Raw genomic sequence first — 25,935 nt, 5'->3', positions numbered from 1 at the left:
GTGCCCGCAGCGGGGTTCGTCTGGCCCAACAGATCCTAGGCCGGAAGTGTTCCGCGGCCCCGGGACGCTCAGCCGACGCGCACCTCCGTGAGCTCGATGCGGTTGCGGCCGTCGGGCGTCTGCGGCAGCGCGGTGAACCAGAGCACGACGTGCTGCCCCTCGGTCGGCTGCGAGAGCGTCAGGACGGTCTCCGGACCGAGCGGACCGGAGGCGAGCACCTCACCCTCCGTGGGCGTCGACGGGTCCGTCAGGCGCAGCTCGACGTTCCCGCCGGCACCGTTGACGTACAGCCGCACCTCGGTGACCGTCGCGGGCTCGGCGAGGGTCAGCGCGTAGCCGATCCCCGACTTCATCCCGTATGTCGGTGAGGCGTAGGTGCGCGAGAACCAGAAGGTGCTCGGGTCGCCGTCGATGGCCCGGTCGACCGCCTCGGGGTGCTCGTTGTCGTCGCCCTGCGGCGGCGGGTCGAGCTGGACGGCCGACGCGATGACGGGCGGCACCGCGGGCGCCTCCTCCGCCGGCTCCTCGGCCGGCTGCTCGCCCTCCTCGCCGTCGGAGCCGCCGGTCTCGCCCTCGCCCTCGGCACCGGACTCGGCCTGCTCGTCGACGGCGATGTCGCCGAAGCCGTCGGAGCCGCCGATCGGCGGAGCGGGACGCGTGAACGTGTTCCACGCGACGACCAGGCCGATCACGACGGCGAGGACCATCGCGCCGAGGACCCACGGCGTCGGGTCGAACGCGAGGCGCCCCGACAGGACCTCCTGCGACCTGCCCAGGAGGACCTCGACGTCGTCGCGTCGGGGGATGCGGTCGGCGGGGCGCGACGGTCCGCGACCCGCGGGTCCGGATGCCGGCCGACCGCCCGGTGCGCCGCCCCGTGCGGAGGCACCTGCAGGGCCTGCGCCGGGACGTGCGGCCTGACGCGCGGGTACCGAGGCCGCTGCGGCCGCGCCGGCTCCAGCCGGCGGCGCGACGGGCGGGAACGCCGCGCGGACGGGCCCGCGGACGGGCCCGCGGACGGGTCCGCGGGCGGGCTGGTCGGGGCGCGGGGCCTCCGGCACGTCGGCGGGGGGCACGTCGGTGGGGGCTCCTCCGGTGGGCGGCACGTCGATCGGCGCAGCGCCGGCGTCGCCCTCGGCACGGGGTCCGTCGGACGCGCGCGCCGGCTCGACCGGCACGGTCACGGACGCGGCGGACGCCGACGCCGCGACGACGGCGGGCACGGCGACACCAGGCACGGCGGCACCGGGCACGGCGGCACCAGGCACGGCGGCCCCGGGCACGGCGGCACCAGGCACGGCGGGCACGGCAGGCACGGCAGGCACGGCAGGCACGGCGGCGGGGCGGGCGGTCGCATCGTCGTCGGCGGGGCGTGACGGCACGACGTCGGGGCGCGGGATGCGCTGCGCGGGCGGGATGGCCGGCGGAGGGGTCCCGGGCGGCGCGGCGGGCGGGGTCTGCGCGGCGAACGAGTCGCGCACCGACTGGCGCGCGACGGGGACGGCGACCGTGGTGCCACCGTCACCGTCACCCGGCGCACCCGCGTCCGTGCCGCCCCCGGCGTCGGGCGTCTCGGTCGCGGCGTCGGGAGCGTCGGTCGCGGTGCCCGACGCCTCGGCGTCGTCGGGCACGTCGGCCGAGCCGTGCACCGCGGGGGCGTCGACCTCCCACCCGGTGGGCGTCGCGTCGATCGCGGCGACGTCGACGTCGGCCCAGGGCTCGAGCTCGTGGACCAGCTCGGCCGGGCTGTGGGGGCCGTCGTCGTGCGGGCCGAGCGTGACGGCGCAGAGCGTGTCGAGGTCGTTGGGGACGGCGGTCGACAGGTCGGCCGGTGCCACGGGGCTGCCCTGCACGACCGGTGCGGGACGGACGTCGTCGGGATCGACGCCGGCGGGCACGGGCCAGCGGCCCGTCAGCGCGAGGTAGAGCAGGCCGACCAGGCCCACGGTGTCGGCGCGGGTCGTCGCGCGCGCGTCCCCCGCGGGGTGGCCGAGCACCTCGCCGTCCATCGCGAGCCCCGTCACGAGCACGCCGCCGTCGGACGTGACCCGCACCGACGACGGGCGCAGCGCGAGGTGGTGGACGCCGCGCCGGCGCGCGACCTCGAGCGCGACGGCGGCCTCGCCGATCACCGCGCGGGCCTGGGCGGCGGGCAGGGGCCCGCGCTGCGTGAGCTCGGCGAGGCTCCGCCCGCGCAGGGGTTCGGTCGCGACGTACGCGACGTCGTCGTGGTCACCGACGTCGAGCACGCGCAGGAGGCGCGGGTCCGTCACGAGCGCCGCTCGCCGTGCCGCGTCCTGCCCCTCGCGCACACGCCCCTCGCGCAGCAGGCACACGCGGACGGGGCGGTCGAGGATCACGTCGGTCGCGTGCCAGCACTCGACGCCGGGCAGGTCGGAGCCCGCGGGCTGGTCGAGCCGGTAGCGACCGGCGAGCTGCGTCCCTCGTCCGATGGCGGGCACCAGAAGATCACCTCCGTGCTGTCCGGCCGGACCCGAGGGGGCCGTCCGGGGCGTGGTCACCACCGGGTCGGTCGTGCCGTGCGTGCGTGCGCTGGCGGTCGTGCCGGGACGACCGGTCCCGTCGTCGTGCTGCGGCCCGTCGTCGTGACCGGACCTGTCGTGCTGCGGCCCGTCGTCCTGACCGGAGCCGTCGTGCCCGAGGCCGTCGTCGTGACCGGCCCCCGGCCACGGTGGCGTGGCGGTCGTGCCCGTCGCCTCGGCGGGCGGCACGACGGCCGAGGCCGGTGCGCCCGCCCCGGAGCCGGGCGGGCCCATGCTACGGCGCAGGCCTGCGCGTCGGAGCAGCGGGGCCGCGAGGTCCTCGAGCTCGCGGACGCGCATGAGCCGCAGCAGCGCGACGTAGACGACGAGCATGACGAGCCCGACGACGGCGCACACCGCGAGGACCTCGAGCAGCGACGCGTCCCACACCTCGCCGAACACCCTGCTCACGGCCCACCCGACCAGGCCCGCGCCGACGGCGGCGACGCCGGCCCGTACGTGCAACCGGAGGGCGCCGTCGCCGATGCCGCCCAGCCGGGTCCGCACGCCGAGCAGCCCGCGCACGGCACCCAGCGCGTACGAGGCGCTGATCGCCGCCCCTGCGCTCGCCGTCCACCACTGCGGCGGCAGGAGCAGCCAGCCGAGGACCGAGCCGAGCGCGACGACGACGGCCATCGGCACCTGGAGCAGGAAGAGGGCCCGTGCGTCCTCGTAGGCGTAGTACACGCGCTGCACGAGCGACCACGCGCCGAGGGCCACGAGGCCGCACGACATCGTGACCACGACGGGTGCGAGCGCGGTCGACGCCTCGGGCCGGGCGTCGGCGAACAGCAGCGCCCGCGACACGGGCAGCGCGAGCACGACCAGCACCGCGGTCGCGAACGACGTGAAGACGCCGATCAGCCGCAGACCGGTCGAGAAGTCGCGGCGCACGCCGTCGGTGTCGTGCGCCGCCGCGCGTCCCGAGAGGCGCGTGTACATCGCCGTCACGAGCGACACCGTGACGAGCGAGTGCGGGAGCATGAACACGGTGAAGGCGATGCTGTAGTGGTTGTTCCCCGCGACGACGGCGCCCTGGGCGACCGCGTCGCTCGCGGCCGACGACACGTTGACGACCGCGAGGATCCCCACCTGCCCGACGACGAGCGCCGCGAAGGTCCACCCTGCGACGCGCGCCGCGGACGACAGGCCGACGCCCCGCCACCCGCGCCTCGGCGTCCAGCGGAACCCCGCGCGCCGCAGCGGCCAGACGAGCACGAGCGCCTGCGCGACGACGCCGAGGGTCGCCGTCCCCGCGAGGAGCGACACCGGGCCCGCGGTCCAGAACGCGAAGACCTCGTCGCCCTGCAGCTCGCCGACGCGTCCGTAGAGCAGCCCGAACAGCCCGATCCCCGCGATCGCGACGACGTTGTTGACGACCGGCGCCCACATGTAGGGGCCGAACCTGCCGCGCGCGTTGAGCACCTGCCCGAGCAGCGTGTACAGCCCGTAGAAGAACACCTGCGGGATCGACCAGATCGCGAAGGCGACCGTCAGCGCCTTGAACTCGGGCGTCTGCTGCGACACCACGAGCTGCACCACGAGCGGTGACGCGGCGGTCGCGACCACGGTGACGACCGCGATGACGACGGCGCTGACCGTGAGCAGGCGGTCGACGTACTCGTCGCCGTCGCTGGTCCGGTAGGCCTTGAGGATCTGCGGCACGAGCACCGCGTTGAGGACGCCACCCGCGACGAGCATGTAGATGACGTTGGGCAGCCAGTACGCGGCCTGGAAGGAGTCGGCCGAGATCCCCGCCGAGCCGATGACCGCCGCGAGCGCCACGACGCGCAGCAGCCCGAAGACGCGGGACGTCGCCGTGCCCGCGGCCATGACCGCGGTGCTCCGGCCCAGCCCGCCACGTCCGGTGCCGTCGCCTCCCGACGGGTCCCGCGCGTCGTCGGCCGCGCTGCTCATCCGGCACCCCGTGCGGAGGTGCGCGTCGCGTCCGGCGCTGACGGCGCTGACGGTGCTGGAGGCGGCGGGCTGCTGGGGTCGGTCGGGTCCGTCGCGACGTCGTCGTCGGGCGCCGGGCTGGTCGCGTCGTCGATCGCCTCGGGCGAGAGCGCGTCGGGCCCGGCCGTGAGCTGCGGCTCGGCGCGGCGGCCGGTGCGGCCGCGGCGGATCGTGCGGACGACGCCGACGACGACGCCGAGCGCGAGCAGCGCGCCGAGCACGGCCGTGCCGATGCCCTCCCACTCGGCGCGGACGCGCACCTGGACGGTCGACTCGTCGACCACCTCGCCACCCGTCGTGCTCAGCTGCACGACGACGTCGATGTCGGCGCTCTGGATCGCGTGCACCGGGACCCATGCGCTCGCCTCGTCGCCCGCCGGGACCGTGACGGTGACCGCCCCGTCGGGCCGGAGCCGGAAGTCGGCGGGTCGCAGCTCGATGACGACGGTCGCGTCCTGGGCCAGGTCGTTGCGCACGCGCACCCGCAGGCCCCCGCTCGTCGCGAGGATGTTCGTCGTGCTGCCGGGCACGACGCGGACCGTCCCGCGCAGCGCGTCGGTCGCGGCCACGGTCGCCTCGACCGCGTCGGCCCGGCCCTGGGGGTCCGACCGCCACGCGGCACCCGCGGGAGCGACGAGCTCGAGCTCGGTGTCGCCGAGCAGCGTCGCGGGGTCGTCGACCAGCGCGGCGAGCCGACGACGCGCCGCGAGCGCCTCGTCGACGGTCGCGAGCTCGGCGGGCGAGACCTCGTCGTCGTCGACGTCGCGCTCGGGCAGCGTCCCGCGGTCCACCCCGGTGTCCTCACCGCCGACGAGCGCGGACACGGGGTCGGTCCGCACCCACGGGGCTGCGGCGAGCGCCGCGAGCTGCGCGCGCGCGACCTCGACGTCGGGGTGCCAGTCGCGCGGGGCCGTCGCGAGCAGGTGACGCGCGTCGCTCGGCCGCTCGCGCGTGACGACCGCGAGCTCGGCGAGCACGCTCTGGGCCGCCGTCGCGGGCGTGAGCGGGGCCTGGTCCGTGACGTCGTCGGCGTCGATGAACGCACCCGTCGCCAGCGCGGTCGACAGGCGCTCGTCGGGCACGAGGACGGTGACCTCGCCGGCCGAGGTCTCCACGGTCGTGCGCCCGCTGGGCGTGTACGTGAGCACGGACGGCCACGCGAGCTCGCCCGGCCCGACGACCAGCGCGCGTGCCCCGGCGCGCGACGCGAACGCCGCGGTCGCGAGGTCCGGCAGCGGGTCGGTGGGCCACATGACCGACGTCTGCGCACCGTCCGGCAGCGCGGACCTCTCGAGGACGTCCTGCGCGAGCTCCTGCGCGACGGCGACCCGGCGGGTGTCGGCCGCGTGCGCGAGCGCCGAGACGTCCGCGTCGAGGTAGGGCAGGACGTGCAGGTCGCGGTCGGTCGTCGCGGCGAGCAGCCGCTCGACCCAGGCGGTGACGGAGTCGCTCACGAGCGGGTCGGACGCGGAGGACCCGGCCCCGCCCGGGGCGTCGTCGGACGGGTCCACGCCGCCGGAACCCTCGTCCGTGCCCTCGCCCGTGCCCTCGTCCGTGCCGTCGCTCGTTCCCTGGTCGGGGCCGTCGTCGGTGCCCTGGTCAGCGCCGTCGGCGCCGGTCGAGGGGTCCTGCGCGCCCTCGCCCTCCGCGCCCGTCGCGTCCGGCTCCGCCGCGGCGTCGGGCCCGTCGGCCCCCGCGGCCCCGGGGTCCGCCGCGTCGTCCTGCGTCCCGCCCGTCGTGCCGTCACCCGTGCCGTCGCCCGTGCCCTCACCCGTGCCGCCGGCCGACCCGTCGCCCTCGTCAGTGGCGCCGTCCTCGTCCGTCCCGGCGTCGTCCGCCGCGGCGTCGGCGGCCGCGCCGACGTCGACGAGCCAGGGGTCGAGCGCCCACGACACGTCGGGCTGACCCGCCGTCGCGTCGAGCACCGCCGCGAGGCGGCCGCCCGAGGTGAGCGCGTCGAGCTCGCGCGCCCAGGCGTCGTCGTGCGCGCTCACCGGGGGCCCGACGAGGGGCACGAGCACCGTGAGGCGCGTCGCCGTGACCTCCTCGACGGGGTACCAGAGCGCGAAGGTGCGGGCGATCCCCAGGCGGGTCCGGGCGGGTTCGGTGACGTCGACGACCTGCGCCGAGATGCCGCGCGGCCCCCAGGACGTCTCCCCGCGCCGCAGGCCGACCGACGTCGCGGGCAGCGTCACGGTCGCGGTCGCCGTCGCGCCCGCGGCGAGGGGGACGCCGAGGTCCACCTCGGCGACCGGGGTGCCGGCCGCACCGTCCGGACCGGCCCCGCGCCAGCGGTCCAGCGCCGAGCGGCTGATGAACCCGCGCCGGTCCAGTCCGAGCACGACGCGCGGCTCCGCGACCGGCGTCGACCCGGTGTTCCGCACGGTCACCTGGACGGAGAGGTCCTGCCCCGGCCGGAGCACCTGCGGCGCGACGCGCGTGACCTCGACGGTCACCGGGAGCGCGTCGTCGTGCGTCGTCGCCGCAGCGGGACGTGCGGACACCGGGACGAGGGACGTCAGCACGGCGAGGACGGCCGCGAGGACCGCCCCCGTGCGACGGGCGGGACCGGTCATGCGCCGTCGAGCAGGACCGCGTACGCGGCGGACGCGAGGCGCCGCTCGTTCGGATAGGCGAGGCGCTCGCCGACCTCGACGAGCGCGACCCACGCGACGTCCTCGGCCTCACCGTCGGGGTCGCCCTCGACCGTGAGCTCGCCGCCGGTCGCGTCGAGCAGGAAGTGGTGCACGACCTTGTGCACGCGTCGGTCGTCGCCCGTGAACCAGTAGTCGATGGTGCCGAGCTGCTGCCGGACGCGGCCGATGATCCCGGTCTCCTCCGCGATCTCGCGGACCGCGGCCTCCTCGGGCGTCTCGTCGCCCTCGAGGTGGCCCTTCGGCAGGCACCACTCGAGCCGGCCCGCGCGGTTGCGGCGCGCGATCACGGCCGTGTGCGGCCGGCCGCCGAGCGCCGCGACGACGAGCCCGCCCGCCGACGTCTCGTCGACCACGGGCAGCGGCACGGTGGGACGTCGGCTCAACGGGTCGACGTGCAGGGCGTGCCCCCCGGGGGGCGTGGGCACGGCGCCCCGCCGCTCGTAGGGCACGGCGCTGGACATGCGGCCACTGTAACGACCGTCACCCGGGCCGCCGCCCGCACGGACGGCCGGGCGCGACGGCGGGCATCTGGCACGCTGGTGTGTCGTGTCCACCCCTCCCCGCGTCCCCGAGCGACCCGACCGGTCCGTGCGGCCCGAGCGCACCGACCGGGTCGAGCGCCCCGACCCGGCCGCGCTGCGGCGCCGCGCGGCCGCCGTGCTGACGGGACTCGACCCCGCCGCCGTCGAGCTGGGCGCCGCGTTCGCCGAGGCGGGCCACGAGCTCGCCCTCGTCGGGGGCCCGGTGCGCGACGCGTTCCTCGGCCGCGCGAGCACCGACCTCGACTTCGCGACGTCGGCGACCCCCGACGAGACCGAGCGGATCCTCGCGGCGTGGGGCGACGCGCACTGGGACATCGGGCGTGCGTTCGGCACCATCGGGGCGCGCCGGCACGCGCGCCGAGGACGGCGTGGCCCGGACGGCACGACCGAGGGTGCGAGCGCCGACGTCGTCGTCGAGGTGACGACGTACCGGACCGAGGCCTACGACGCGACGTCGCGCAAGCCCGAGGTCGTCTTCGGCGACACGCTCGACGGGGACCTGTCGCGCCGCGACTTCACCGTCAACGCGATGGCGGTGCGCCTGCCGGACCTCACCTTCGTGGACCCGTTCGGCGGGCTCGAGGACCTGGCCGCGGGCGTGCTGCGGACCCCCGTCGAGGCGGTCCAGTCGTTCGACGACGACCCGCTGCGCATGATGCGCGCCGCACGCTTCGCCGCCCAGCTCGGCTTCACGGTCGCCGACGACGTCCGCGCCGCGATCGAGGGGATGGCGAGCCGGATCGAGATCGTCTCGGCGGAGCGCGTGCGCGACGAGCTCACCAAGCTGCTGCTCGCGAAGGACCCCCGGCCGGGCCTCGAGGTCATGGTCGAGACGGGCCTCGCGGACCACGTGCTGCCCGAGCTGCCCGCGCTGCGGCTCGAGATCGACGAGCACCACCGCCACAAGGACGTCTACCAGCACTCGCTCACGGTCCTCGCGCAGGCGATCGCGCTCGAGACCGGAACGCACGACGAGCCCACGGGGCCCGTGCCCGGACCGGACCTCGTGCTGCGGCTCGCGGCGCTGCTGCACGACATCGGCAAGCCGGCCACGCGCCGCTTCGAGCCCGGCGGCGGCGTGAGCTTCCACCACCACGAGGTGGTCGGCGCGAAGATGGCCGCCCGCCGTCTCAAGGCGCTGCACTTCGACAAGGACACGGTCAAGGCGGTAGCGCGGCTCACCGAGCTGCACCTGCGGTTCCACGGCTACGGCGACGGGCAGTGGACGGACTCGGCCGTGCGGCGCTACGTCACGGACGCGGGACCGCTCCTGGAGCGGCTGCACCGCCTGACGCGCTCCGACTGCACGACGCGGAACCGGCGCAAGGCGCAGCGTCTCTCGGGCGCGTACGACGACCTCGAGCAGCGCATCGCCGAGCTGCGCGAGGCCGAGGAGCTCGCCTCGATCCGGCCCGACCTCGACGGCGAGCAGATCATGCAGGTGCTCGGCCTGCGTCCCGGTCCCGAGGTCGGGCGTGCGTACCGGTGGCTGCTCGAGCTCCGCATGGAGCACGGCCCGCAGACGCCCGAGGCCGCGGCCGACGCGCTGCGCGCGTGGTGGGCCGAGCAGCAGGACGCGTGAGGACGGCGGGTCGCGCGTGAGGCTGTGGTCGGTGCACCCGCGCTACCTCGACCGGCAGGGCCTGACCGCGTGCTGGCGCGAGGGCCTGCTCGCCCAGAAGGTGCTCACGGGCACGACGCGCGGCTACCGCAACCACCCGCAGCTCGAGCGCTTCCGCGTCGACGGCGGTGCGCTCGTCGCCGTCCCTGCCGACGGTCCGGGGATCCCGCCGGGTGCCCCCGTGACGACGTACCTGCACGGCGTCGTCGACGAGGCGCGGGCGCGGGGCTACTCCTACGACCGCGCCAAGGTCCTCGCGCAGCCCGACCCCGACCTCCGCCTCGAGGTCACCCACGGCCAGCTCCTGCACGAGTGGGCGCACCTGCGGCTCAAGCTCGCGGCACGGTCGCCCGACGTGCTGCGGCGGTGGGCCGACGTCGACGTGCCCGATCCGCACCCGCTCTTCGTCGTCGTCCCCGGACCCGTCGCGCGGTGGGAGGTCCTCACCGACCGGTGAGGCGGTGAGGCGGCCGGCTCCGGCGTGCGTGGCCGCCCGGCTTGCGTCTGGTCCGGCGGACGTCCGGTGCGGCGGCGTCAGGTCCGGCGGACGACGAGGACGCACACGTCGTCCTCCTGGTCCTGGCCGACGAGCGCCCCGACGAGCGCGTCGCGGACCTCGCGCGCCGTCAGGTCCGGCGGGAGGCCCTCGAGGACGCGCACGAGCTCGGCGATGCCCTCGCGCAGCCCCCGGTCGCGACGCTCGACCAGCCCGTCGGTGTAGACGACGAGGGTCGCGCCGACGGGCAGCGTCGTGTCGACCTCGGGCGCCTCCGCGAGGTTCGCGACCCCGATCGGCGTCCCGAGGGCACCCTCGAGCAGGCGGACCGTCCCGTCCGGCTCACGGAGCAGCGCCGGCGGGTGCCCAGCCCGGCTGTAGCTGAGCCGGTCGCCCTCGAGCCGCAGGTAGACGCACGTCGACATGTCGGCCATGCCGAGCCCCTGGACCAGCTCGTCGAGGCGTGAGATCACGCGGTGCGCGGGCTCGCCGCTCCAGGCGTACGAGCGCAGCACGGACCGGAGCTGACCCATCGACGCGGCGGCCTGCAGGTCGTGCCCGACGACGTCGCCGACGGCGAGTCCGATGGCGCCGTCGGGCAGGGGCAGGACGTCGAACCAGTCGCCGCCCACCTGGGCGCGGTGCAGCGCCGGCAGGTACGACGCCGACAGGTCGAGGCCCGGGACGTCGGGCAGCTCCGGGAGGAGGCTGTGCTGGAGCGTGAGCGCCGCCGCGCGCTCGCGGATGTACAGGTTGACGTTGTCGAGCGCGAGGCCCGCACGGCCGCTGAGGTGGCTCGCGGTCTCGACGACGTCGTCGGGGAAGGGCTGGGTGTCGACGAGGCACAGGGCACCGATGACCCGGTCGCGCGCCCGCAGCGGCACGATGATCGCGTGGCCCAGGCCGAGCCGGACGAGGAGCTCGTGCTGCGACGGCGTCGTCCGGCCGCGGAGCTCCTCGGCGTCGGTCGCGACGGGCACGATGCCCGCACCCTCGGCGCGCAGCGCCCGCGTCATCGCGGAGGACCGGCGCAGCCACGACAGGTCCTCGCGCTCCAGCGCGCGTGCGTCGGCCTCCTTCTCGGGGTCGCGCACCGCGATGTGCACGCGCTCGTACAGCCCGCCGTCCGTCGTGACCGTGACGAACCCCCACGTGGCGAGGCGCGGAACGACGACGTCCGAGAGGGCGCGGACGGCGTCGTCGTAGTCGAGGTGGGCCGCGAGCTCCTCGCTGACCTGCGCGAGGAGCTGGAGCCGGTTGGAGACCGTGCGCGCCTCGTGCAGCGCGTCGTCGCGGTGGTGCTGCGCCACGACGCGGTCGGTGACGTCGGCCTGGATGCCGACGTGGTGCGTGATCCGGCCCTGGGCGTCCAGCACGGGGCTGATGACGACCTGGTTCCAGAAAGGCGTGCCGTCCTTGCGGTAGTTGAGCAGCACGTCGGCGAAGGTGCGGCCCTCGGCGAGCGCGCCGCGGATCTCCTCGACGAGCGCACGGTCCGTGTCCGGGCCCTGGAGGAACCGGCAGTTGCGGCCGAGGGCCTCCGCCGAGGAGTAGCCCGTGACGCGCTCGAACGCCGGGTTGACCCACACGATCGGGTCGTCGGGCAGGCGCGGGTCGGAGATCGTGAACGACAGCTCGCTCGCGAGCGCCGCGCGAGCGTGCAGGTCGTCGCCGGTCTCCTGCAGCGCGCGCACGGCGTCGTGCTGGCGCACGGGCAGCAGGATGACGAGCGCCTGGTGGGTCAGCGGTGCCGGGGCCTCGCCCAGCGGGATGCCGATGACCCACAGCGCCTCGCCCGGCGCCGACTCCCCCGAGCCGTGCGCCGCGTGGACCTGCATGCCTCGCGGCGGCTCGCCGTGCGCGACGTCGGACAGGCCGTGGCGTCCGTCCTCGAGCGGGACGCCGTCGGGCGTGCGCAGCTCCGCGGCCCGGGACCACTCGCCGAGCGAGACCGGGAGCGTGGCGTCGGGTGCGAGGTCGACCGCGAGCGGGTTCGCGTAGACGACCTGACCCGTACCGAGGTCGACGAGCAGCGTCGCGGTCGGCCGGTCGTGGACGAGCGCGGGGAGGGCAGCTCCGGCGCGCGGGTCGGAGGCGCGCGGCGAGCCGTCCGGCGCGGAGCGGTGGGATTCGTCCACAGGGCAACGGTATTCGACGGCGGACGGTCGCTCACGGCGTGAGGTCCGGCCGCGCGCGGGTCAGCGGGCCGTCGGTCGGGGGGACGCGTCGACGTCGTCGGCGGGGTCGGGCACGTCGTCGAGGTGCCTCGGCTCGGACGGCCCCGTCCGGTACAGGAGGCCGGCGACGACGTACGCGATGGCGAGACCCGCGAACGCCGCGGGTGACCAGCCCGTGTCGGGCAGCACCACGGCGGCGAGCGCGGCCGCGCCGACGAACGCCGCGTTGTAGAGCACGTCGTAGAGCGCGAAGGCGCGACCGCGGAAGTCGTCGTGGGTGTCGCGCTGGACGATCGTGTCGACCGCGATCTTCGCGCCCTGCGCGGCAAGACCCAGCAGGACGCCGCTCGCGAGCACGACGGGGAGCGCGGGCGACGTCGCGAGGAGCACCTGGCTCGCGGCGCCGATCCCCAGGCACACGACGACCCACGTCGAGGGACGCATGCGCTCGTGCGCGAGCGGCGTCAGGACGACCGCGAGGCCGAAGCCGACACCCGTCGCGCCGAGGACCGTGCCGAACATCGCGAGGCCCGCGTCGGCGTCGGCCGGATCCGCGAGGAGGTTGCGCGAGAGGAGGATCGCCGCGATGAAGGTCACGCCGAAGATGAAGCGGTGGGTCGCCATGACCGCCAGCGCCATCGCGGGCGTCCGCCGTCGCACGAGGTAGCGCGCGCCCTGGCCGAGCCCGCGTCCGACGGCGCGCACCTTCTCCCACAGCTCGCCCGCGGGGGCCCGGTGGGTGGGGCCGAGCTGGTCGGCGCCGAGGCGCAGCGCGAGCGCGGAGGCCGTCGCGAACAGCACCGCCGCGCCGGCGAGGACGACGGCGTCGCGCGCGGCGCCCGTGGGGGCGAGGCGCCCGACGAAGCCGAGGAGGCCGCCGACCCCTGCGGCCGCCGCGCCGAGCGTCGGGGTGATCGCGTTGGCCATGAGCAGCTGGTCGCGCGGCACCACGCGCGGCAGGCCCGCGGAGAGCGCCGAGAGGAGGAAGCGGTTGATCGACAGCGTGACCAGGGCGAGGACGTAGACGGCCGGTCCCACTCCGACCGTCACGAGGAGCGCGGCAAGGACGCCGGTCAGGAGCACGCGGACCGCGTTGCCGACGAGCAGCACCTGCCTGCGCCGCCAGCGGTCCAGCAGGACGCCGGCCCACGGGCCGACGACGGTGAACGGCAGCAGCAGGACCGCGAACGCCGCGGCGACGTCGGCCGCCGTCGCCATGCGCTCGGGCGCGAAGAAGAACAGCGTCGCGAGGCCCACCTGGAACATGCCGTCGCCGGTCTGCGACACCAGCCGCACCGCGAACAGCCGGCGGAACCCCCGGTGCACCGCGACGGTCCTGAGGTCACCGAGCACGCTCACCGGTCGAGGCTAGCGGTGGGTGCTGTGCGGGCCAGGGCATACGGCGCGAGGGGCGGCGCGGCGGCACCCGTGGCGTCGGCTGCCGGTCCGGTTCATCTCCCGCGTCCGGGACGCGGCCACGCGGGGCCGATACGTTCGTGACGTGATCCGGAGTGCGCGCCTCGACGACGCCGGGGCGGTCCGTGCCATGTCGTCGGCGCTGGCGCGCCGCGGCCCTGTGCCGCGGGACGCGTTCGACGCCCACATGGCCGCGGCCGTCGCGGACCCCCGCTCGGTGCTCCTCGTCGACGACCGCGGCGAGGACGGCCTCGTCGGCTACGCGCTCGGTGTCGTGGCGCCGATGTTCGTGTACGACGGGCTCGCGTTCCTCCAGGAGCTGTACGTCGTGCCCGAGCGACGCGGGTCAGGGATCGGCCGGGCACTCGTGGCAGCGTTCGAGGACGCCGCGCGGGCACGCGGCGGCGGTGTCGTCGCGCTGGCCACGTCCCGCGCGAACGCGTTCTACGAGCGGCTCGGCTTCGAGGGCGGCGTCGAGTACTACCGCCGTGCGATCGGCCCGACGCGCTGACCCTCGGTCGGAGCGTCGGTCCGTCCGGGTGGATCAGCCCGCGGGAGATGCGGGCAACTCCACCCGGGTGGGCCTGGAGTGCTGCTCGCGCTGCCGCTGCGCTCCGTCTACGGCGAAGGGGCCCGGGAAACAGCACCCGGACCCCTTCACCTACGACTCGCTGACGTCAGCGCTCGAGCCTGCGGCTCGCGCCGAGCTGCGCTCCGTTACGGCCGAGGGCCCCGCCGCTGACGCGACGGGACCCTCAACCTCCACTGCACTTCGCTCAGCGCTCGATGTCCCCGGCGATGAAGGCCTCGAGGCGCGCCCGCCCCGCGGTGTCCTCCATCTGGACCGGCGGCGACTTCATGAAGTACGTCGACGCGGACAGGATCGGGCCGCCGACGCCGCGGTCCTTGGCGATCTTCGCGGCGCGCAGGGCGTCGATGATGATGCCGGCCGAGTTCGGCGAGTCCCAGACCTCGAGCTTGTACTCGAGGTTCAGGGGCACCTCGCCGAACGCGCGGCCCTCGAGGCGGACGTACGCCCACTTGCGGTCGTCGAGCCACGCGACGTAGTCCGACGGGCCGATGTGGACGTTGCGGTCCTCCTTCTTGCCGGCGAGGGGGCCCTCGTCGAGGTTGGAGGTGACGGCCTGCGTCTTCGAGAGCTTCTTGGACTCCAGGCGCTCGCGCTCGAGCATGTTCTTGAAGTCCATGTTGCCGCCGACGTTGAGCTGGTACGTGCGGTCCAGCACGACGCCACGGTCCTCGAACAGACGGGCGAGCACGCGGTGCGTGATCGTCGCGCCGACCTGCGACTTGATGTCGTCCCCGACGATCGGCACGCCGGCCTCCTCGAACTTCGCGGCCCACTCCGGGTCGGACGCGATGAACACGGGCAGCGCGTTGACGAACGCCACGCCGGCGTCGATCGCGCACTGCGCGTAGAACTTCGCGGCGTCCTCCGAGCCGACGGGGAGGTAGCAGATCAGGACGTCGGCCTGCGTCTCGCGCAGACGTGCGACGACGTCCACGGGCTGCGCGTCCGACTCCTCGATGGTCTCGGAGTAGTACTTGCCGAGGCCGTCCAGGGTGTGCCCACGCTCGACCGTGACGCCCAGCGGCGGGACGTCGGCGATCTTGATCGTGTTGTTCTCGCTCGCGAGGATCGCCTCGGAGAGGTCGAACCCGACCTTCTTCGCGTCGACGTCGAACGCCGCCACGAACTCGATGTCGGAGACGTGGTACGGGCCGAACTGCACGTGCATGAGGCCCGGGACCTTGCTCTGCGGGTCGGCGTCCGCGTAGAAGTGGACGCCCTGCACCAGCGACGCGGCGCAGTTGCCGACGCCCACGATGGCGACGCGGATCGAACTCATCTCGCTCCTCGGTTCTCTTCTCGGTGCTGCGACGCGTCCGCGTCGTCAGCGGGGTCGGAGGCGGCCGGACGGTCGCCCTCGGGTGTGTCCGTGCGGCGTGCGCCGCTCGCGCGACCCGTGGCGCTGCTGCGCCCGAGCCCTCGCTCGTTGTCGATCAGCCCGTCGAGCCAGCGGACCTCGCGCTCGACCTGCTCGAGGCCGTGCCGCTGGAGCTCGAGCGTGTACTCGTCGAGCCGCTCGCGCGTCCGCGCCGCGGCGACGCGCACCTGCTCGAGCCGCTCGGTGAGGCGTGTGCGGCGTCCCTCGAGGATCCGCATCCGGGTCTCGGCGTCGGTGTGCGCGAAGAACGCGAACCGCACGTCGAAGCCCTCGTCCTCCCACGACGCAGGGCCGGCCTCGGCGAGCAGGTCCGCGAAGTGCTCCTTGCCCTCGGCCGTGAGCTCGTAGACGATCCGTGCGCGCTTGCCCGACAGGGCGTGCGGCGGCGGGGTCTGCGACGCGTCCGTGCCGACGATGAGCCCGCGGGCCTCGAGCCCCTTGAGGCACGGGTACAGCGAGCCGTACGACAGCGCACGGAACGAGCCGAGCAGCAGGTTGAGGCGCTTGCGGAGCTCGTAGCCGTGCATGGGCGTCTCGTGCAGCGACCCGAGGACCGCGAGCTCGAGGACGTCCGCGCGACTGCGCACCGCCACCTCCTCCGGACTGCCGGTGCTGCCACCGACGACGACGTCCCGTGCACCGCACGCTCGGTTCGAGCGTTCGATGTATCGGGCTGATACATCAGGAGAGTATGTCCGACTGGAGGTCCTCGCAAACACCCGTTCACGTGTCGTTCGCGTGGACGACGCCGCCGACCGGGTGGGGGCGACGCCTCCCGAGGTCCCTCGGACGGCCCTCGGGGCGCCCCGGGAGCGCCCGGTCGGGCACGGACCTCCATCCGTCCTCCACGTCGTGCGCGGGGCATCTCCACGGTCGCGCGGCCATACTGGCCCCGGCTCGAGGACCGTCCCCCACGGTCGACCGTCGTCGAAAGGCTCAGCGTGGCAGCGGGATCTCCCCCTCCTCACCGCACCTCCGGCTCGGCGCACCAGCCGCCCCCGCGGCGCAGCGTGCGGCCGGCCGGGACGTCGTCGCCACGACCGTGGTCGGCGACGGGCGCGGCGCGCCCCGCTGCGCCTGCCGCGGCGCCCACGGTCCGTCCGGCTGGTGGCGGCCGCGGCACGGGTGGGCCGGGACGGGGCGGCTCGGGCGGCGGCGGACGCGGCGGCTCGGGCGGCGGCGGTGGCTCGCGGGGCTCGGGCGGTGGCGCGGGCGGGACCGGACCCGGTCGCCGCCGGCTCATCGACTACCCCCGCGCGGGACGCACGGGCGTCCGGCGGTGGCTGCCGTCGTGGAAGCTGCTCAGCGGGCTGTTCCTCACGCTCGTCGCGCTCGTCGTCGGCGCCGGCGTCGTCGCCTACGCGATGGTCGAGATCCCCGAGCCGGACGACTTCGCCCAGGCGCAGACGACGACCGTGTACTACGCCGACGGCACGACCGTGATGGGTTCCTTCGGGATCCAGGACCGCGTGATCGTGACCGGTGACGAGATCCCGGAGCACGTCCGGGCCGCCGTCGTCGCGGCCGAGGACCGGACCTTCTACGAGAACGCCGGCATCTCCCCCACGGGCCTGGCGCGCGCGCTGTGGACGAACCTGCGCGGCGGCGACCGGCAGGGCGGGTCGACGATCACCCAGCAGTACGCCGAGCGCTACTACTTCGGCGAGACGGTCACGAGCTACACGGGCAAGGCCAAGGAGGCGCTGCTCGCGATCAAGCTCGACCAGGCGCAGGACAAGGACGAGATCCTCGAGAACTACCTCAACACGATCTACCTGGGGCGCGGCGCCTACGGCGTCGAGACCGCGGCGCAGAAGTACTTCGGCGTGAGCGCGGCCGAGCTGACGGTCTCGCAGGCGGCGCTGATCGCGGGGATCATCCCGTCGCCCAGCAACTGGGACCCGGCGGAGAACCCGGAGAAGGCGCAGGAGCGCTGGGAGTACGTGCTCGACGGCATGGTGACCACCGGGGCCCTCACGCAGGACGAGCGTGACGCGCAGGTCTTCCCCGAGACGGTCCCGCCGCGCGAGGACGACCGGCTCGCCGGCCCGGGCGGCTACCTCATGGCGATGGTCAAGAAGGAGATCCTCGAGAAGTCGCCGATCACCGAGGAGGAGCTCGAGACCCGCGGCTACCGCATCATCACGACCGTCGACCGCGGGATGCAGATCTCGATCGAGACGGTCGCGGCCGGCCTCCCCGCGGACCGGGCGCCCAACCTGCGGATCGGTGCCGTGACGCTCGACCCGGCCGACGGCGGCATCAAGGCGCTGTACGGCGGTCCCGACTACGTGACCGTCGGCCAGAACGCCGTCACGCAGTCGATCGCCCAGGCGGGCTCGACCTTCAAGCCGCTCACCCTCGTGGGCTACCTCGAGGAGGGCGGGTCGCTGCGCTCGCGGTACGACGGCGACTCGGGGCTCAAGATCGGCGACTACGCGGACACCGAGCGCGGCCTGCCGAACTTCGGCGGGCAGGACTTCGGCGAGATCGACGTCGTGCGCGCCACCGCGCAGTCGGTCAACACCGTGTACGCGCAGATGAACGAGGAGATCACGCCCGAGAAGACGATCGACGTCGCTCGCCGCGCAGGGGTCCCCGAGTCGGTCGCGATCGACCCCGTGACGTCGAACGTGCTGGGCACCGCCTCGCCCAACCCGATCCACATGGCGACCGTGTTCAACACCCTCGCGGCGCAGGGCACCCGCCACGAGCCGTTCATCGTCCGCACCGTCGAGTACCTCGACGGCGGCACGGCCTACCAGGGCGGTGAGGAGGGCGCACCCGTCTTCGAGCCCGACGTCATGGCCGACACCACGTACGCGCTGACGCAGGTCGTCGAGCGCGGCTCGGGCGAGCGGGCCGACATCGGCCGGCCCCTCGCGGGCAAGACCGGCACCTCGAACGACAACAAGTCCGCCTGGTTCATCGGCTACACGCCGCAGCTGACGACGGCGGTCGTCCTCTTCCAGCCGAGCGCGGACGGCACCGTGGCGGAGGAGATCACGCCGTTCGGCGACTTCGCGCAGAGCCAGATCACGGGTGGCTCGTACCCGGCGATCCTCTTCCAGCAGCACATGAGCACGATCCACGAGGGCCTCGAGGTCGTGGACTTCCCCGAGCGGGCCGACGTCGGCGAGCCCAACAAGCCGCCGCTCATCGCGGTCCCGTCGGTCGTCGGGCTCAGCGAGGCCGAGGCGTCGTCGACGCTCCAGGCCGCGGGCTTCCGCGTCGACGTCGCGCGCGGCACGAGCCCCGACGTCCCCGAGGGGACCGTCATCTCCCAGAGCCCGAGCGGCGAGGCCGAGCGCGGGTCCACCGTGACGATCACGGTCTCGGAGGGCACCGGCGAGGTCGACGTGCCGGACGTCGTCGGCCTGACGCAGCAGGCGGCGCGGTCCGCGCTCGAGGGCGCCGGCTTCGGTGTCGGCGTGAGCGAGCAGGCGTCCGACGAGCCGGCAGGGACGGTCCTGTCGCAGGACCCGTCCGGGCAGGCCGCCGAGGGCAGCACGGTCACGATCGTCGTCTCGTCCGGCCCCGAGGAGGAGGAGCCCGAGCCCGAGCCCGAGCCGACGCCCACCGAGCCCCCGCCCGGCGAGGACGAGGGCGACGGGGGCGGTGACGCCGGCGGCGGCAACGGCGGCGGCAACGGGGGCAACCTCATCCCCGCGCCGCCGGGCCTCCAGCCCTGACGAGGGCGGCGGTCGGGCGCGCACCCGGCAGCCGCTAGGATGGGCCGTTGCTGCCCGTGGCCGAGCGGTGCCGATCACCGCACGACCGGCCCGAGGTGGCTGACGCACAACCCTCCTGCCACGGATGGACCGTGGCCGCTGAGACCACAGGAGGTGGGTTCTCGCATGCGTCGTTACGAGCTGATGGTCATCCTCGACCCCGACATCGAGGAGCGGACCGTCGCGCCGTCCCTCGACAAGTACCTCTCGGTGGTGACCACCTCCGGTGGCACCGTCGACAACGTCGACATCTGGGGCCGGCGCCGCCTGGCCTACGAGATCAACAAGAAGGCCGAGGGCATCTACGCGGTGGTCGACTTCACCGCCACGCCTGACACCGCCAAGGAGCTGGACCGCCAGCTCGGCCTCAACGAGGCCGTCCTGCGCACGAAGGTCATGCGTCCGGACGCTCACTGAGCGACCGGGCCGTCCCACCCACAGCGAACCGAGGAGCAGGCATGGCTGGTGACACCGTCATCACGGTGGTCGGGAACCTCACGGGGGACCCCGAGCTCCGCTTCACCCCGTCCGGTGCGGCCGTCGCGAACTTCACGATCGCGTCGACGCCGCGCCAGTTCGACCGCCAGAGCAACGAGTGGAAGGACGGCGACACGCTGTTCATGCGCTGCTCGATCTGGCGCGAGGCCGCGGAGAACGTCGCGGAGTCGCTGACCAAGGGCATGCGCGTCATCGCTCAGGGTCGCCTCGTCCAGCGGTCGTACGAGACCCGCGAGGGCGAGAAGCGCACGGTCGTGGAGCTGCAGGTCGACGAGGTCGGCCCCTCGCTCCGCTACGCGTCGGCCAAGGTCACCCGGGCCCAGCGCTCGGGCGGCGGCGGTGGCGGCGGCTTCGGCGGTGGGAACGGCTACTCCGGCGGCGGTGCCCAGGGAGGTGGCGGCGGGTTCGACAACGACCCGTGGGCCACGCCCAGCCCCCAGGCCGGCGGCGGGTCGTCGTACTCCGACGAGCCCCCTTTCTGATCCAGACGTCAGCCGTCCGGTGAGCACGTCTCCCGGTCGGCGCCCGAAGAACCCGAGGAGCACACGATGGCGAAGCCCGTCGTCCGCAAGCCCAAGAAGAAGCAGAACCCGCTCAAGGCCGCCAAGATCGAGTCGGTCGACTACAAGGACACCGCGCTGCTGCGGAAGTTCATCTCCGACCGCGGCAAGATCCGCGCGCGTCGCGTGACCGGTGTCTCCGTCCAGGAGCAGCGCGCCATCGCCCGGGCCGTCAAGAACGCCCGTGAGATGGCGCTCCTGCCGTACTCGAGCTCGGCTCGCTGAGGAAGGTCGGACTCATGACGAAGCTCATCCTCACCCACGAGGTCACCGGCCTCGGCGCCCCCGGCGACGTCGTCGACGTCAAGGACGGGTACGCGCGCAACTTCCTCGTGCCCCGTGGCCTGGCGACCGCCTGGACCAAGGGTGCCGAGAAGCAGATCGCCCAGATCCGCAAGGCGCGCAAGGCCCGCGAGATCGCGACGCTCGACGAGGCGAAGGCCGTGCGCGACGCGCTGCAGTCGAAGCCGGTCGTCGTGACGGCGAAGGCGGGCCAGTCCGGCCGCCTGTTCGGTGCCGTGACGACGTCGGACATCGCCGAGGCGGTCACCGCGTCCGGTGGTCCGGCGATCGACAAGCGCAAGGTCGAGATCGGCCAGCCGATCAAGTCGCTCGGCGAGTACCAGGTGCAGGTCCGCCTGCACGAGGACGTCTCGGCGCAGATCGACGTGCAGGTGGTCCCGGAGGCCTGAGCCTCCGCCACCGGCGCTTCACGACCGGCCCGGATCCCTGCGGGGGTCCGGGCCGTCGTCGTCCGTGGTGTCGGCGCGGCCGAGGCCGTCCACCCCGGCACCGGCGTCGACCCCGGCGCTCGCGCCGAGCCCGGGGAGCCGGATCCGGTCCTCCGGCGTGAGCACCGACAGCGTGCGACGCAGCGTCGTCACGACGGTCGCGACGAGGAGGCCCGCGGCGTCGCGGCCGTGCGCGTCCTCGTGCTCGGCGAGGGCCGCGGCCAGCGCGGAGACGGCGCCGTCGACGTCGGCTCGCACGCCCGGCTCGGTGTCCTCGAGCCCCACCGTCTCGACGGCCTCGGCGAGCCGCCGCAGCGCCTCGGCCATGGGTGACCTCAGCGCGGTCGGCACGGACTGGACGCTCGCACCCCAGGGTCGGTCGGCGGCGAGCGCGTCGAGGTCGTCGACCAGCAGGACGGCGCGCTCGAGCGCGGCGAACGTCCGACGCCGGACGTCGACCGCCGCGACGTCCCGGTGCGCCCGGCGGTTCCCGCGCGACGAGCCGACCAGCTCCCCGACCGCCGTGCGGGCGGCGTCGACCCGTCCGCCCAGCGGGCGGGGGCGCGGGGCGGGTGGCGGGTCGTCGTCGCGCTCGAGCCGGTCCGCCGACGCGCGCAGGTGCTCGGCGGTCGCACGGCGCAGCGTCCGGAGGGCGTCGTCGGCCCGGCGCAGCGGGAAGCTCGGGAACAGCGCGTTCGCGACGACGCTGAACGCCGCGCCCAGCAGGAAGAGGCCGGCGTAGGAGGCGGAGAACTCCACCTCGGCGCCCTGACCCAGGAGCATCACGAAGACCGCCGCGACCGGTACGTACACCCGCTGCTCGCCGACCCACCGGATCCCCGCGAGGAGGATCCCGACCGCGACGACGAGGGCCAGGCCGAGCGTGCCGCTGCCGAGCACGCGGTCCGTGGCGAGGCCGAGCACCGCGCCGAGCCCGATCGCGGCGGTGGCCCGGACCGACTCGGCCGCGGACTGCGCGACCGCGGGGTACATCGTCGCGACGGCGCCGAAGGGTGCGTAGAACGAGTACTCGGCGACGGGTCCGGGCAGCTGCTCCGCGACGACCCAGGCGAGGGTCGCCGCGACGGCACCCTTGGCCGCCATCGCGACCCGGGGGTGCCCGAGGACCGCGTGGACGCGGCCGCGTGCGGCGGCATCGGGGGGCATGCCCCCAGTCCACGCGACCCGCGCCGTCGCTGCATCCCGGCGCGCCCCGGTCGGGCCGACCGGTCAGGGCGCGCCGGTGACCATCCACGCCGTGCCGCGTGCCCGCAGGCCCGTCGTCACGGCGCGGGCGAGCATGAAGACGCCCGCGAACGCGACCCAGGACCACGCGAGACCCGCCGCGCCGCCGTCGGCCCAGGCGCGCACGGCGAGCGCCGCCGGCGCGTACACCGCGAGCGTCACGAAGCCCACCGCCGCGAGGTAGCGCCCGTCGCCCGCGCCGATCAGCACGCCGTCGAGCACGAACACCCAGCCCGCGACGGGCAGCCCGACCGCGACGACGACGAGCGAGAGCGCGACGGCGCGGCGCACGTCGTCGTCGGCGGAGAAGAGCGGGCCGACCCACCACGCGGTCGCGGCGACGGCGACCCCCGCGGCGGCGCCGGCCGCCGTCCCCCACGCGAGGGTGCGGCGCAGGACCGCACGCGTGCGCCCGACGTCGCCCGCGCCCAGCCCCTGCCCGACGAGCGCCTGCGCCGCGATCGCGAGCGCGTCGAGGCCGAACGCCAGGAGTCCCCACACCGCCATCACGACCTGGTGGCCCGCGAGGGCGACCGTCCCGAGCCCCGCCGCGACCCACGCGGCGAGGAGGAGCGCGGCGCGCAGCGACAGCGTGCGCAGCAGCAGGGGCAGGCCCGAGCGGACGCCGCCGAGCACCCCGCTGCGGGTCGGCACGAGCCGCACGTCCGCCGCGCGCGCCCCGCGCACGACGACGGCGGCGAGCGCCGCGCCCATGAGCACCTGCGCGACCGCCGTCGCGAGCCCCGACCCGGCGACGCCCATGCCCAGCCCCAGGACGAGCGTCACGGACAGGACCGCGTTGAGCACCGCGCCCGACGCCGCGACGACGAGCGGCGTGCGCGTGTCGAGCATGCCGCGCAGCACCCCCGTCGCGGCGAGGACGACGAGCATCCCGGGCAGCCCGGGCGCCGACCAGCGCAGGTACGCGACGGCGTGCGGGACGACGTCGGCCGGCGCGCCCAGCGCGGTCGCGAGCCACGGGGCGGCGAGGCCGAGGACGACGGCGAGCACCGCCCCGAGGCCCGCGGCGAGCCACAGGCCGTCGACGCCGAGCCGCATCGCGCGGTCGCGCTCGCCCGCACCGACGCTGCGCGCGACCGACGCCGTGGTCGTGTACGCGAGGAAGACGCAGAGCCCGACGACGGTCGTCAGGACGGTCCCGGCGAGCGCGAGACCCGCGAGCGGCGCGGTGCCGAGGCGTCCCACGACGGCCGAGTCGACGAGCACGAACAGCGGCTCCGCGACGAGCGCGCCGAGCGCGGGCAGCGCGAGCGCGACGATGCTCCGGTCGAGGGCGTCGGGCCGGGAGCGCGTGCGGGCCGCCGGCCCGTCGCGGCGGGAGTCGGGTCGGCGGGCGGGCACGCGCCCACTGTGCCGGGCGCGCGCCCGGTGGTCGAGCGAACCCGGTGGTGGGGGCCCCCGGCCGGCTCGTGGACGGGCGGTCCGGGCGGGTCAGGCTGGCGGCGGGGCTCCCCAGGACGCGAAGTGGCGGGCGACGACGTCGGCGCCGGGCTTGCCGTGGACGCAGTAGTCGCGGTTGTCGGGGGCCTCGTGCGCGGGGTACAGGTCGGCGGGCCAGTCCCAGAGCACGACGCCGCCGACCCAGGGGCGCTCGGCGCACGCGGTGAGCATCTCGTCGAGGTACCCGGCCTGCGCGGAGCCGCTCGGTGCGCCGTCGTGCGTCCAGTCGTTCGGGCGCTCCGGTGATCCCTCGCGGCTCGGGCAGCCCGCCTCGACGAACAGGAACGGCTTGCCGTGGCGCTCGACGACGCGCTCGACCCGGTCGAGCTGGGCCGCCCACGTCCCGCTCGGGTAGTAGCCCGACGCACTGATCACGTCGACCGCGTCCCACCAGGTCAGACGGTCCTCCTGGTACTTGTCGCAGTTGTAGGTGACCGGTCCGGAGTACACCTGCCGGACGGCCGCGACGAGGTCGCGCCAGTGCTGCTCCTGGGCGTCGGCGCGGACCATCTCGCAGCCCACGCAGAAGAGGTCGGCGTCGAGCTCCTCGGCGAGCGCGGCGTGGTGCAGGACGTACTCACCGTAGGACGCGAACCACTCACGCCACGTCGGCTCGCCCGGGACGTCGGGTTCGAGGAAGCCGATGTGCGCGCGCCACGTGCCGTCGACGCAGTTCACGGTCGGCTTGAGGCACACCCGCAGCCCCAGCGCCCGGGCGCGCCCGACGGCGTCACGGATCTCGTCGTCGGAGACGGTCGTGCCACGCCACCGCACCTCGGTCGACTGCGCGGTGTCCTGCACCGCGGCGTAGGCGAGGGTGACCCAGGTGACGCCCAGGCCCGCCATCGCGCGCATCGAGCGGTCGGCCGCCGGGGTGCTCCAGGTCCCCGGTTCGCCGACCCAGCCCCAGGTCATGCCGCGCACGGGTGTCGCGGTCAGGGTGCGATCGGTTCGCTGCGTCATCGACGGGCCTCCGTCCTCGGTGGGGCGCCGCGGTGCGCCCCGGAGCAACTTACGCGCTTAAGTCATCGATGGGGAGCCCGTGCCCGCCGCGGCCTGCGGGGGCGGCGCCGACCGGCCGCGCGGACCGGACCGCCCGCGGCGACCGTGCGCACCGACGTATCCTTCGGGCCGGGAGCGCGCGAGGGACGGGACGGTGACGGGGTGGTCGCACAGGTGACGCGCGCATGAGCCCGCGCCGGACGACCGGACCCCGCCGGCCCACGATCGCGGACATCGCGCAGCGCGCGGGCGTCTCGGCGGGTGCGGTCTCGTACGCGCTCAACGGTCGCCCGGGCGTGTCCGACGCCACGCGCGCGCGGGTGCTCCAGGTCGCGGCCGAGGCGGGCTGGACGCCGAGCACGGCGGCGCGCGCCCTCACGGGGGTCGGCTCGTCGACGGTCGGCATGGTCATCACGCGACCCGCCTCGGTGCTCGGCATGGAGCCGTTCTTCATGTCGTTCGTCTCGGGCGTCGAGGAGGTCCTGTCCGAGCGCGGCTTCGCGCTGCTGCTCCAGGTGTCCCCGCACCCCGACCGCGAGCTCGAGACCTACCGGCGGTGGTGGTCGGAGCGACGGGTCGACGGCGTGTTCGTCGTCGACCTCCGCGTCGACGACCCGCGCGTCGGCGTCCTGACCGAGCTCGGGCTGCCGGCCGTCGTCGTCGGCGACCCCGAGCACGCCGGTCCGCTGCCGTCCGTGTGGAGCGACGACGCGCACGCCGTCGAGGAGGCCATCACGCACCTCGCGAGCCTCGGCCACCGGCGGATCGCCCGCGTCGCGGGACTCGAGGACCTCGTGCACACGCAGGTCCGGTCCGAGGCGTTCCGTCGTGCGGGCGAGCGCCTCGGCGTCGAGATCGTCCAGGTGAGCACCGACTACACGGTCGACGGCGGCACGGCCGCGACGCGCGACGTCCTCACGCGTGCCGAGCCGCCCACCGCCGTCGTGCTCGACAACGACCTCATGGCCGTCGGTGCGATGCACGTCGCGGCGGAGCTGGGGCTGCGCGTGCCCGAGGACCTGTCCGTCCTCGCCTGGGACGACTCGCCGCTGTGCCGGCTGACGAACCCGCCGCTGAGCGCGATGAGCAGGGACGTCGCCGCGTACGGGTCGGCGGCGGCGCGGGTGCTCCTCGACGCGGTCGCCGGCGCCGAGCCGACCGCGGTGCGCAGCTCGGTCCCCACGCTCGTGGGCCGGGGCAGCGTCGGGCCGGCCCCGGCCCGCTGAGCCGACCGGCCCCGCCGCAACCGCCCGCCGAGCCGACGCGCTCCGCCGTCGCGCCGGCCGGCTCGCGAGCCCTCGCTGCCGGACGCCGGCACGGGGACGACCT

19 protein-coding genes are annotated in these 25,935 nt (G+C 75.2%); 9 read left to right on the top strand and 10 right to left on the bottom strand.

The window, feature by feature from the left end; genetic code table 11:
• Window positions 1–68: 68 nt before the first annotated feature.
• From IEV86_RS06205 to IEV86_RS06195, 3 genes are read right to left on the bottom strand one after another with little or no spacing between them, the layout of a single operon-like run.
• Window positions 69–4,460 carry a murein biosynthesis integral membrane protein MurJ gene (locus tag IEV86_RS06205; protein ID WP_188484593.1) on the bottom strand — a complete coding sequence of 1,464 codons (4,392 nt, stop codon included), beginning with the start codon at window positions 4,458–4,460 and terminating at the stop codon, window positions 69–71.
• A complete protein-coding gene (locus IEV86_RS06200) occupies window positions 4,457–7,075 on the bottom strand; it encodes a DUF6049 family protein (protein WP_043608764.1) in 2,619 nt (872 codons plus the stop codon). The genes IEV86_RS06205 and IEV86_RS06200 overlap by 4 nt, the downstream gene beginning before the upstream one ends.
• Window positions 7,072–7,617, bottom strand: coding sequence for an NUDIX hydrolase (locus tag IEV86_RS06195; protein ID WP_043608761.1), 546 nt, complete (start codon window positions 7,615–7,617; stop codon window positions 7,072–7,074). The genes IEV86_RS06200 and IEV86_RS06195 overlap by 4 nt, the downstream gene beginning before the upstream one ends.
• A gap of 127 nt (window positions 7,618–7,744) precedes the next feature.
• On the opposite strand from IEV86_RS06195, the gene IEV86_RS06190 reads away from it, so the two are divergent.
• Together IEV86_RS06190 and IEV86_RS06185 are read left to right on the top strand one after the other, a co-directional pair.
• Window positions 7,745–9,280 carry a CCA tRNA nucleotidyltransferase gene (locus IEV86_RS06190; protein WP_052426459.1) on the top strand — a complete coding sequence of 512 codons (1,536 nt, stop codon included), beginning with the start codon at window positions 7,745–7,747 and terminating at the stop codon, window positions 9,278–9,280.
• 16 nt (window positions 9,281–9,296) lie between these two features.
• On the top strand, window positions 9,297–9,776 hold the full coding sequence (locus IEV86_RS06185) for a pyrimidine dimer DNA glycosylase/endonuclease V (RefSeq protein ID WP_043608759.1): 480 nt from the start codon (window positions 9,297–9,299) through the stop codon (window positions 9,774–9,776).
• Between the two features lie 77 nt (window positions 9,777–9,853).
• Here IEV86_RS06185 and IEV86_RS06180 read toward each other — a convergent pair whose 3' ends face one another.
• Window positions 9,854–11,953 (bottom strand): SpoIIE family protein phosphatase, encoded by a 2,100-nt coding sequence (locus IEV86_RS06180; RefSeq protein WP_229734516.1) that lies wholly within the window; start codon window positions 11,951–11,953, stop codon window positions 9,854–9,856.
• 60 nt (window positions 11,954–12,013) lie between these two features.
• On the bottom strand, window positions 12,014–13,351 hold the full coding sequence (locus tag IEV86_RS06175) for an MFS transporter (protein WP_052426458.1): 1,338 nt from the start codon (window positions 13,349–13,351) through the stop codon (window positions 12,014–12,016).
• 142 nt (window positions 13,352–13,493) lie between these two features.
• Between IEV86_RS06175 and IEV86_RS06170 the strand changes: the two genes are divergently transcribed.
• Window positions 13,494–13,919 (top strand): GNAT family N-acetyltransferase, encoded by a 426-nt coding sequence (locus tag IEV86_RS06170; RefSeq protein WP_052426457.1) that lies wholly within the window; start codon window positions 13,494–13,496, stop codon window positions 13,917–13,919.
• A 265-nt stretch (window positions 13,920–14,184) separates the two neighbouring features.
• On the opposite strand, the gene IEV86_RS06165 is transcribed toward IEV86_RS06170, so the two are convergent.
• On the bottom strand, window positions 14,185–15,279 hold the full coding sequence (locus IEV86_RS06165; RefSeq protein ID WP_043610468.1) for an inositol-3-phosphate synthase: 1,095 nt from the start codon (window positions 15,277–15,279) through the stop codon (window positions 14,185–14,187).
• Window positions 15,276–15,965, bottom strand: coding sequence for a PadR family transcriptional regulator (locus IEV86_RS06160; protein ID WP_043610469.1), 690 nt, complete (start codon window positions 15,963–15,965; stop codon window positions 15,276–15,278). Before IEV86_RS06160 ends, IEV86_RS06165 begins: the two co-directional genes overlap by 4 nt.
• Before the next feature lie 354 nt (window positions 15,966–16,319).
• Between IEV86_RS06160 and IEV86_RS06155 the strand changes: the two genes are divergently transcribed.
• From IEV86_RS06155 to rplI, 5 genes are all read left to right on the top strand, one after another.
• Entirely contained in the window at window positions 16,320–19,070 is a 2,751-nt protein-coding gene (locus tag IEV86_RS06155; protein ID WP_188484592.1) for a transglycosylase domain-containing protein, read from the top strand.
• A gap of 165 nt (window positions 19,071–19,235) precedes the next feature.
• On the top strand, window positions 19,236–19,526 hold the full coding sequence (gene rpsF / locus IEV86_RS06150; protein WP_043605078.1) for a 30S ribosomal protein S6: 291 nt from the start codon (window positions 19,236–19,238) through the stop codon (window positions 19,524–19,526).
• Between the two features lie 41 nt (window positions 19,527–19,567).
• Entirely contained in the window at window positions 19,568–20,089 is a 522-nt protein-coding gene (locus IEV86_RS06145) for a single-stranded DNA-binding protein (protein ID WP_043605081.1), read from the top strand.
• Between the two features lie 66 nt (window positions 20,090–20,155).
• Entirely contained in the window at window positions 20,156–20,392 is a 237-nt protein-coding gene (rpsR, locus tag IEV86_RS06140) for a 30S ribosomal protein S18 (RefSeq protein WP_043605084.1), read from the top strand.
• Between the two features lie 14 nt (window positions 20,393–20,406).
• Entirely contained in the window at window positions 20,407–20,859 is a 453-nt protein-coding gene (gene rplI, locus IEV86_RS06135) for a 50S ribosomal protein L9 (protein ID WP_043605087.1), read from the top strand.
• Window positions 20,860–20,877: 18 nt separating this feature from the next.
• Here the strand turns inward: rplI and IEV86_RS06130 are convergent, their stop codons facing one another.
• The 3 genes from IEV86_RS06130 to IEV86_RS06120 all read right to left on the bottom strand — a co-directional run bounded on the left by IEV86_RS06130 (window position 20,878) and on the right by IEV86_RS06120 (window position 24,567).
• Window positions 20,878–22,065 (bottom strand): FUSC family protein, encoded by a 1,188-nt coding sequence (locus IEV86_RS06130; protein WP_043605089.1) that lies wholly within the window; start codon window positions 22,063–22,065, stop codon window positions 20,878–20,880.
• A gap of 63 nt (window positions 22,066–22,128) precedes the next feature.
• Complete coding sequence (locus IEV86_RS06125) at window positions 22,129–23,505, bottom strand: MATE family efflux transporter (protein WP_081978643.1); 1,377 nt, start codon at window positions 23,503–23,505, stop codon at window positions 22,129–22,131.
• A gap of 90 nt (window positions 23,506–23,595) precedes the next feature.
• The gene (locus tag IEV86_RS06120; protein ID WP_152605607.1) at window positions 23,596–24,567 is read right to left on the bottom strand and encodes a glycoside hydrolase family 113; all 972 of its coding nucleotides are present in this window, start codon (window positions 24,565–24,567) and stop codon (window positions 23,596–23,598) included.
• Window positions 24,568–24,791: 224 nt separating this feature from the next.
• Between IEV86_RS06120 and IEV86_RS06115 the strand changes: the two genes are divergently transcribed.
• The gene (locus tag IEV86_RS06115; protein ID WP_043605091.1) at window positions 24,792–25,832 is read left to right on the top strand and encodes a LacI family DNA-binding transcriptional regulator; all 1,041 of its coding nucleotides are present in this window, start codon (window positions 24,792–24,794) and stop codon (window positions 25,830–25,832) included.
• The last annotated feature ends 103 nt before the right edge of the window (window positions 25,833–25,935 follow it).

This window comes from Cellulomonas carbonis (genome assembly GCF_014636275.1).
GTDB classification, from domain to species: Bacteria; Actinomycetota; Actinomycetes; order Actinomycetales; family Cellulomonadaceae; genus Actinotalea; species Actinotalea carbonis.
Note: the sequence above shows the minus strand (reverse complement) of the source record. Positions and strands in the feature narration are given on the sequence as shown.

What these genes read in the sequence shown, in the direction of transcription:
- IEV86_RS06205 (WP_188484593.1), bottom strand. Translation starts at nt 4,460, where the DNA reads ATGAGCAGCGCGGCCGACGACGCGCGGGACCCGTCGGGAGGCGACGGC.
- IEV86_RS06200 (WP_043608764.1), bottom strand. Translation starts at nt 7,075, where the DNA reads ATGACCGGTCCCGCCCGTCGCACGGGGGCGGTCCTCGCGGCCGTCCTC.
- IEV86_RS06195 (WP_043608761.1), bottom strand. Translation starts at nt 7,617, where the DNA reads ATGTCCAGCGCCGTGCCCTACGAGCGGCGGGGCGCCGTGCCCACGCCC.
- IEV86_RS06165 (WP_043610468.1), bottom strand. Translation starts at nt 15,279, where the DNA reads ATGAGTTCGATCCGCGTCGCCATCGTGGGCGTCGGCAACTGCGCCGCG.
- rpsF (WP_043605078.1), top strand. Translation starts at nt 19,236, where the DNA reads ATGCGTCGTTACGAGCTGATGGTCATCCTCGACCCCGACATCGAGGAG.
- IEV86_RS06145 (WP_043605081.1), top strand. Translation starts at nt 19,568, where the DNA reads ATGGCTGGTGACACCGTCATCACGGTGGTCGGGAACCTCACGGGGGAC.
- rpsR (WP_043605084.1), top strand. Translation starts at nt 20,156, where the DNA reads ATGGCGAAGCCCGTCGTCCGCAAGCCCAAGAAGAAGCAGAACCCGCTC.
- rplI (WP_043605087.1), top strand. Translation starts at nt 20,407, where the DNA reads ATGACGAAGCTCATCCTCACCCACGAGGTCACCGGCCTCGGCGCCCCC.
- IEV86_RS06130 (WP_043605089.1), bottom strand. Translation starts at nt 22,065, where the DNA reads ATGCCCCCCGATGCCGCCGCACGCGGCCGCGTCCACGCGGTCCTCGGG.
- IEV86_RS06120 (WP_152605607.1), bottom strand. Translation starts at nt 24,567, where the DNA reads ATGACGCAGCGAACCGATCGCACCCTGACCGCGACACCCGTGCGCGGC.
- IEV86_RS06115 (WP_043605091.1), top strand. Translation starts at nt 24,792, where the DNA reads ATGAGCCCGCGCCGGACGACCGGACCCCGCCGGCCCACGATCGCGGAC.